Origin of the sequence: Oceanicola sp. S124 (assembly GCF_000220565.1) — a bacterium.
Taxonomy (GTDB): domain Bacteria; phylum Pseudomonadota; class Alphaproteobacteria; order Rhodobacterales; family Rhodobacteraceae; genus Pseudooceanicola.
The window spans coordinates 1-5,892 of the sequence record NZ_AFPM01000225.1 but is presented as its reverse complement, the minus strand read 5'-3'; the positions used below and the strand labels follow the sequence as shown (position 1 = coordinate 5,892).

Annotated in this window: 4 protein-coding genes; 1 reads left to right on the top strand and 3 read right to left on the bottom strand. The window is 67.2% G+C overall.

Features of this window, described 5'->3' with window-relative positions; genetic code table 11:
* Window positions 1-115: 115 nt before the first annotated feature.
* Window positions 116-865: a cytochrome c biogenesis CcdA family protein gene (locus OS124_RS0115535; RefSeq protein WP_010140690.1), complete on the bottom strand. Its 750-nt coding sequence runs from the start codon at window positions 863-865 to the stop codon at window positions 116-118.
* Window positions 866-1,123: 258 nt separating this feature from the next.
* Here OS124_RS0115535 and OS124_RS0115530 point away from each other — a divergent pair, with 258 nt between their 5' ends.
* The gene (locus OS124_RS0115530) at window positions 1,124-1,351 is read left to right on the top strand and encodes a sulfurtransferase TusA family protein (protein WP_010140688.1); all 228 of its coding nucleotides are present in this window, start codon (window positions 1,124-1,126) and stop codon (window positions 1,349-1,351) included.
* Window positions 1,352-1,774: 423 nt separating this feature from the next.
* On the opposite strand, the gene OS124_RS0115525 is transcribed toward OS124_RS0115530, so the two are convergent.
* Window positions 1,775-4,519 (bottom strand): Rne/Rng family ribonuclease, encoded by a 2,745-nt coding sequence (locus OS124_RS0115525; protein ID WP_029375486.1) that lies wholly within the window; start codon window positions 4,517-4,519, stop codon window positions 1,775-1,777.
* 815 nt (window positions 4,520-5,334) lie between these two features.
* On the bottom strand, window positions 5,335-5,892 hold a 558-nt coding region (locus OS124_RS0115520), incomplete at its 5' end, for a helix-turn-helix domain-containing protein (protein ID WP_010140686.1).

The window sequence follows — 5,892 nt, the reverse complement described above, 5'->3', positions numbered from 1 at the left end:
CGCCACCCCGCCGGCGGGGGGCGATGTTGCTGGCATTTCAGGAGTCTGGCCGCTCATGTCCCCTCGCTTCGCGGCAGGTTAGCGCGGCGCGGCGGGGACGGAAAGCCTGCGTAGCTCAGCCGAGGGTCGCCAGCGCCGGGAAGGTCTCCAGCAGCCAGTAGGAGAAGCGCGAGAAGCCCCCGGTCAGCATCAGCAGGCCGATCGTCCAGAGCAGCAGGCCCATGACGCGCTCGATCTGTTCCATGTGGCGCTTCATCCAGCCCATCAGGCCGGCGAGGCGCGGCAGGAAGGCGGCGACCAGCAGGAAGGGGATGCCGAGACCGGCGGCATAGATCGCCAGCAGCAGCGTGCCCCGCGTCACCGAGGCCTCCTGCGCGGCCAGCGACAGGATGGCGCCCAGCTGGGGGCCGATGCAGGGCGTCCAGCCGAAGGCGAAGGCAAGGCCGAGAACATAGGCTCCGAAGGCGCTGCCACCCCGGTCACCGGCGTCCAAACGCGCCTCGCGGTCAAGGAAGCCGATGCGGTAGACGCCGACGAAATGCGCCCCGAAGATCATCACCACGATGCCGGCGGCGGTGTTGAACCAGCCCTGCCAGCTGAGGAACAGCGTGCCGATGGCCGAGACCGTGAAGCCGAGCAGCAGGAAGACCGTCGACAGGCCCAGCACGAAGAACAGTGCTGCCAGCAGCGTCCGCCCGCGCGCGCCGCTGCGCCCCATGTCCGACAGCGAGACGCCGGACATATAGGCCAGGTAGGGCGGCACGATGGGCAGCACGCAGGGGCTGAGGAAGGACAAGAGCCCCGCCATCAGTGCAACGGTCAGCGCCGGCAAAAGGGCGGCGTCCATGATCTCGATTCCGAACATGGCACCGGAGTAGCGCGGCACGCCCGGCCCGTCACCTGCCATCTCGTCACAGGGGCGTGTGCGGTGCCCGGTCGAGGCAGGAGCGGCGCCGTCTCACGGGCACGGGACCCGATCGGAGGCGCCGGGGGGCTTCGCCCCCGCCCTGCACGGGGCTCGATGCCCCGTCCAGGGCCGCCCGGCACCAGCATGACACACCATGATCCGGCCGACCGCCCGGACGCTCTGGACAGGCCCCCGGGCGCGGCCTAGCAAGGGGGTATGGACGAGCTGACCGAAATCGACGCGCGCGGCCTGCGCTGCCCCCTGCCTGTGCTGCGGGCCCAGAAGGCCCTGCGCGCCCTGCCCTCCGGTGCGCGCCTGCGGGTGCTGGCGGATGACCCCATGGCCCGCATCGACATGCCGCATTTCTGCGCCGAGGCCGGCCACGCGCTGCTCGAGGCGGAAGAGAACGGCGGCGCCCTCACCTTCCTGATCCGGCGCGGCTGACCACCGGAAACCATGCCGTTCGGGGCGTTTTGCCCTGACCGTACAGGCGTTCCGAACCAGCTCCCGCACTGTCGCGATCAAGACGAGGCTCTTGCGTCGAGGCCGGCCGCGCGCTGCTTGACGCGGAAGAGCACGGCAGCGCCCTCACCTTCCTGATCCGGCGCGGCTGACTGCGAAAGGCCGGCCCTTCCGGGGCCCTGTCGCCCTGATCGCGCGGGCTTCACGACAGGTCCCACCTCCTCTCCCGTTGGAGACGAGGCTACTGCGCCGAGGCCGCCCCGTGGCCCCCGTCCGCTCACGGCGCTCTTATTGCGCGTCCGTTACACCTCACCCATGCCGACAGAAGCTTTCCGCCCCGCCAAAGGAAAAGGCCGCCCCGGAAGGAGCGGCCCTCTCTGTCTCTTAAAGCGGGTGGCGGGGCGATCAGCCGCCCAGCGACCACCAGCCGCGCTTCTTCGGCTTGGTGGGTTCGTCCGCCTCGGCAGTCTCCTCGGCCATTGCCGGCTCGGGTGCGCTGGCGGGTTCGGCCTCGGCCACCGGCTCTTCCGCAGTCTCTTCCGCCGGGGTCTCTGCCTCGGCAGCTTCCGCAACGGGGGCCTCTTCGGCGGGGGCCGCTTCCGTGTCATCGGCCTCGACCTCGGCAGCAGTTTGATCCGCCGCGGGCGCGCTCTCTTCTGCTGCGACCGCAGCTTCGGCAGCGGGCTCTACCTCGGGCGCGGGCTTCGCGTCTTCAACAGGCGCCTCGGCGACCTCAGGTGTCGCAGCCTCGTCAGCGGTGGCTTCGACCTTCGCCACCTCTGCAACGGGCTCCGCCGCCGGGGCTTCGGCTGCGGCTTCCGCAACCGGGGCCTCGGCCTTCACCGCTTCGGCCTTCACCGCGTCCGACTTGTCGCCCTCGGGGGCGCTGTCGTCCCCGCTGACCTGATCGTCACCGGAGCCGATGCTGTCATCCCCCGACCCGTCTTCCGAACGCGAGCTCTTCCGCCGACGACGCCGACGACGGCGCTTCTTCTTCGGCTGCTCCTCGCCCTCGCCGGCATCGGTGGTGGAGGTCTCGGCGTTGTCCTGGTCTTTCCCGGAGGAAGCCTTCTCGCTGGAGGTTTCGGAGGTCTTGGCCGGCGCTTCCGAGGTCTCTTCCTCGTCCTCGTCCACCTCGTCCTCGATGTCCTCGTCGATGTCCTCCATCAGCGCGGCGCTGGCCGAGATCACATGCGGCACTTCGACGACCTTGCGGGTCGCGGTCTTGAACTTCTCGATCTCGAAATCCGGCGAGATCAGCGAGGGCACGCCCTCGATCCGCACCGCCATGCCGTAACGACCCTCGATCATCGCGACATGCTCGCGCTTCTGGTTCATCAGGTAGTTGGCGATGGCCACCGGGCACTTGACCAGGACCTCGCGAGAGCGACGACGCGTGCCCTCTTCCTCGATCTGGCGCAGCACCGACAGCGCAAGGCTGTCGTCCGAGCGCACGAGGCCGGTGCCGTGGCAATGGGTGCAGGGCGCGGTGGTCGCCTCGATCATGCCGGGGCGCAGGCGCTGACGCGACATCTCGAGAAGACCGAAGCCCGAGATGCGGCCCACCTGGATGCGCGCACGGTCGGTCTTCAGCTTGTCCTTCAGCTTCTTCTCGACGGCGAGGTTGTTCTTGCGCTCGTCCATGTCGATGAAGTCGATGACGATTAGCCCGGCAAGGTCACGCAGACGCAGCTGGCGGGCCACCTCCTCGGCGGCCTCCAGGTTGGTCTTGGTCGCCGTCTCCTCGATCGAGCCTTCCTTCGTCGCCCGGCCCGAGTTGACGTCGATCGCGACGAGCGCCTCGGTGACGCCGATCACGATGTAGCCGCCGGACTTCAGCTGCACGGTGGGATTGAACATCCCCGCCAGGTAGCTTTCGACCTGGTACCGCGCGAACAGCGGCATCTGCTCGGCGTAGTGCTTCACGTTCTTGGCGTGGGACGGCATGATCATCTTCATGAAGTCCTTGGCGTTGCGGTAGCCGCGTTCGCCTTCCACCAGCACCTCGTCGATCTCGCGCGAGTAGAGGTCGCGGATCGAGCGCTTGATGAGGTCGCCTTCCTCGTAGATCTTGGCCGGCGCGATCGACTGCAGGGTCAGCTCGCGGATCTGTTCCCAGAGCCGCTGCAGGTACTCGTAGTCACGCTTGATCTCGGACTTGGTGCGCTTGGCACCGGCGGTCCGCACGATCAGGCCCGCGCCCGAGGGCACGTCGATCTCGGTGGCGATCTCCTTCAGCTTCTTACGGTCGGCAGCATTGGTGATCTTGCGCGAGATGCCGCCGCCACGGGCGGTGTTGGGCATCAGCACGCAGTAGCGACCTGCCAGCGACAGGTAGGTGGTCAGGGCCGCGCCCTTGTTGCCACGCTCTTCCTTGACGACCTGCACCAGAAGGATCTGGCGGACCTTGATGACTTCCTGGATCTTGTAGCGCTTGGGGCGCGGCTTGCGCGGCGGGCGGATATCCTCGTGATCATCATCATCGGCGACCGACTCGATATCGCTGTCCTTCTCGCCGGCGGTGCTGCGACGCGGACGGTTGTCCTCGTCCTCGCCATCCTCGTCGTCCTGGTCCTCGTCGGAGGCCTCGTCGGCAGAGGCGGCATCGGTCTCCGGCTCCTCGACCGGCGTCTCGCGCACGGTCATCATGGGCGAGCTGCCCTCTTCGCCGGCCTCATCGGCACCGTCCTCGCCGAGGTCGATGGTCTCCATCCCCTCGATCTGGTCGCTGTCCGCGACCTCCTGGCTGACGGTGGCATCGCCGCTCTCGGTCTTCTCGGCCTTGGCCGAGGAACGCGACCGCGAGCGGGACCGCTTCTTGGGCTTCTCGTCGTCTTCTTCGCGGGCGCGCTGTGCCTCGGCATAGGCGCGCTCTTCCTCCATCAGGGCCTCACGGTCCGCGACGGGGATCTGGTAGTAATCCGGGTGGATTTCCGAGAAGGCGAGGAAACCGTGCCGGTTGCCGCCGTAATCGACGAAAGCCGCCTGAAGCGACGGTTCGACGCGGGTTACCTTCGCGAGGTAGATGTTGCCAGCGAGCTGGCGCTTGTTTTCGGATTCGAAGTCGAACTCTTCAACCTTGTTTCCGTCGACCACCACGACGCGGGTTTCTTCCGCGTGGGTGGCGTCAATGAGCATTTTCTTTGCCATGGGGTCCAATTGCACGCCGCAAGAGCCCCGGTCCCCGGAACGTATCCGGGCGGAGCGAGGTGACTTGCGGGGTGTCTGTCAGGGGCGACCTGGTCACGGGCGTCGACGGGGCAAGGGCCGCCTGCATGGGCGTGCCTCCTGCCTGTCTCGATCCTCTCGCGCCTCATCGCGTTTCTTCTCCGACGGCTTCTCTCCGGCCCGGTTAAGCGCTGCCCGGGGATGACCCGTCAGAAGCTTCCTGGTGCCAAGAGGCGCCGCCCATTCTGAACCGAAGACACCCTCGGGCGCTTCGGCAAGTGCAAACCCCCTTCGGGGTCTATCCATCTGGCATCCGTGCGGAGGTCTTTATCCGTCACACCCGGGGCCAGCGAAACTCTCAGGGACCAAAGCGGTCCCGTCGGGACTGCGCATATGGCCGTTCCATGAACATAAGGTGCAGAGCGGGTCCATGACAATGCTGAAAATCGCACAACCGATGCGGGAAGCGGCAAAGCGGCGTGCTTTTGACCATTCTGCAAAGCTCAGGGGAGAGGGGAATGTCACTGGGCCGGGGTCCAGGGTGTGGGGGCTCTGCCCCCGCCGCTCCTGCGGAGCGACTCCCCCGGAGTACTTCACGCCTGGTGATGCGATGACACCGGGACAGGAGGCGCCCTACTTTTTCACGGGACGGTTGCACGCTCTCGACGGCAAAAGTCCGGTGCCTCTCCGGGCCCTGTCCCGCATGCATCACCAGGCGTGAAGTACTCCGGGGGGTGAATGAAGCCGCAGGCTTCAGAGGGGGGCGGCGCCCCCCTCCGCCGCTTCGATCCGGGCGATCAGTTCAGGTAGTCGGCGCGCTGCAAGCCGTATTTGGCCATCTTCTCGTTCAGCGTCCGGCGCGGCAGGCAGAGTTCATCCATGACGCTGGCGATCGAGCCCTTGTGGCGGCGCATGGTATTGTCGATCAACATGCGCTCGAAGGCTTCGACGTATTCCTTCAACGGCTTGCCCTCGGTGGTCATGACGGGCTGCATCTCCTCGTTCTCGCTCATCAGCAGCGAGGCGATGGTGCCCGACCCACGGCGCGATTGCAGCACGGCGCGTTCGGCGACGTTGATCAGCTGGCGGACGTTGCCGGGCCAGGGCGCCTGCAGCAGCTGCGCGGCTTCCTGAGCGCTGACCTGGGGCGCATCGCAGCCGTATTCATCAGCGAACTGCTCCGACAGCCGCGTGAACAGTGCCAGGATGTCCTCGCCCCGCTGGCGCAGGGGCGGCACGGTGATGCGCAGGGCGGCCAGGCGGTAGAACAGGTCGGGGCGCAGCGCGTCCTCGCAGGTACGGTCCTGCTCCTGCAGGTTCGAAATCGCGACGATGCGCGTCTCGGCCGGAGTACC

Coding starts and splice junctions, on each gene's coding strand:
- OS124_RS0115535 (WP_010140690.1), bottom strand. CDS start 865: ATGTTCGGAATCGAGATCATGGACGCCGCCCTTTTGCCGGCGCTGACC.
- OS124_RS0115530 (WP_010140688.1), top strand. CDS start 1,124: ATGGACGAGCTGACCGAAATCGACGCGCGCGGCCTGCGCTGCCCCCTG.
- OS124_RS0115525 (WP_029375486.1), bottom strand. CDS start 4,519: ATGGCAAAGAAAATGCTCATTGACGCCACCCACGCGGAAGAAACCCGC.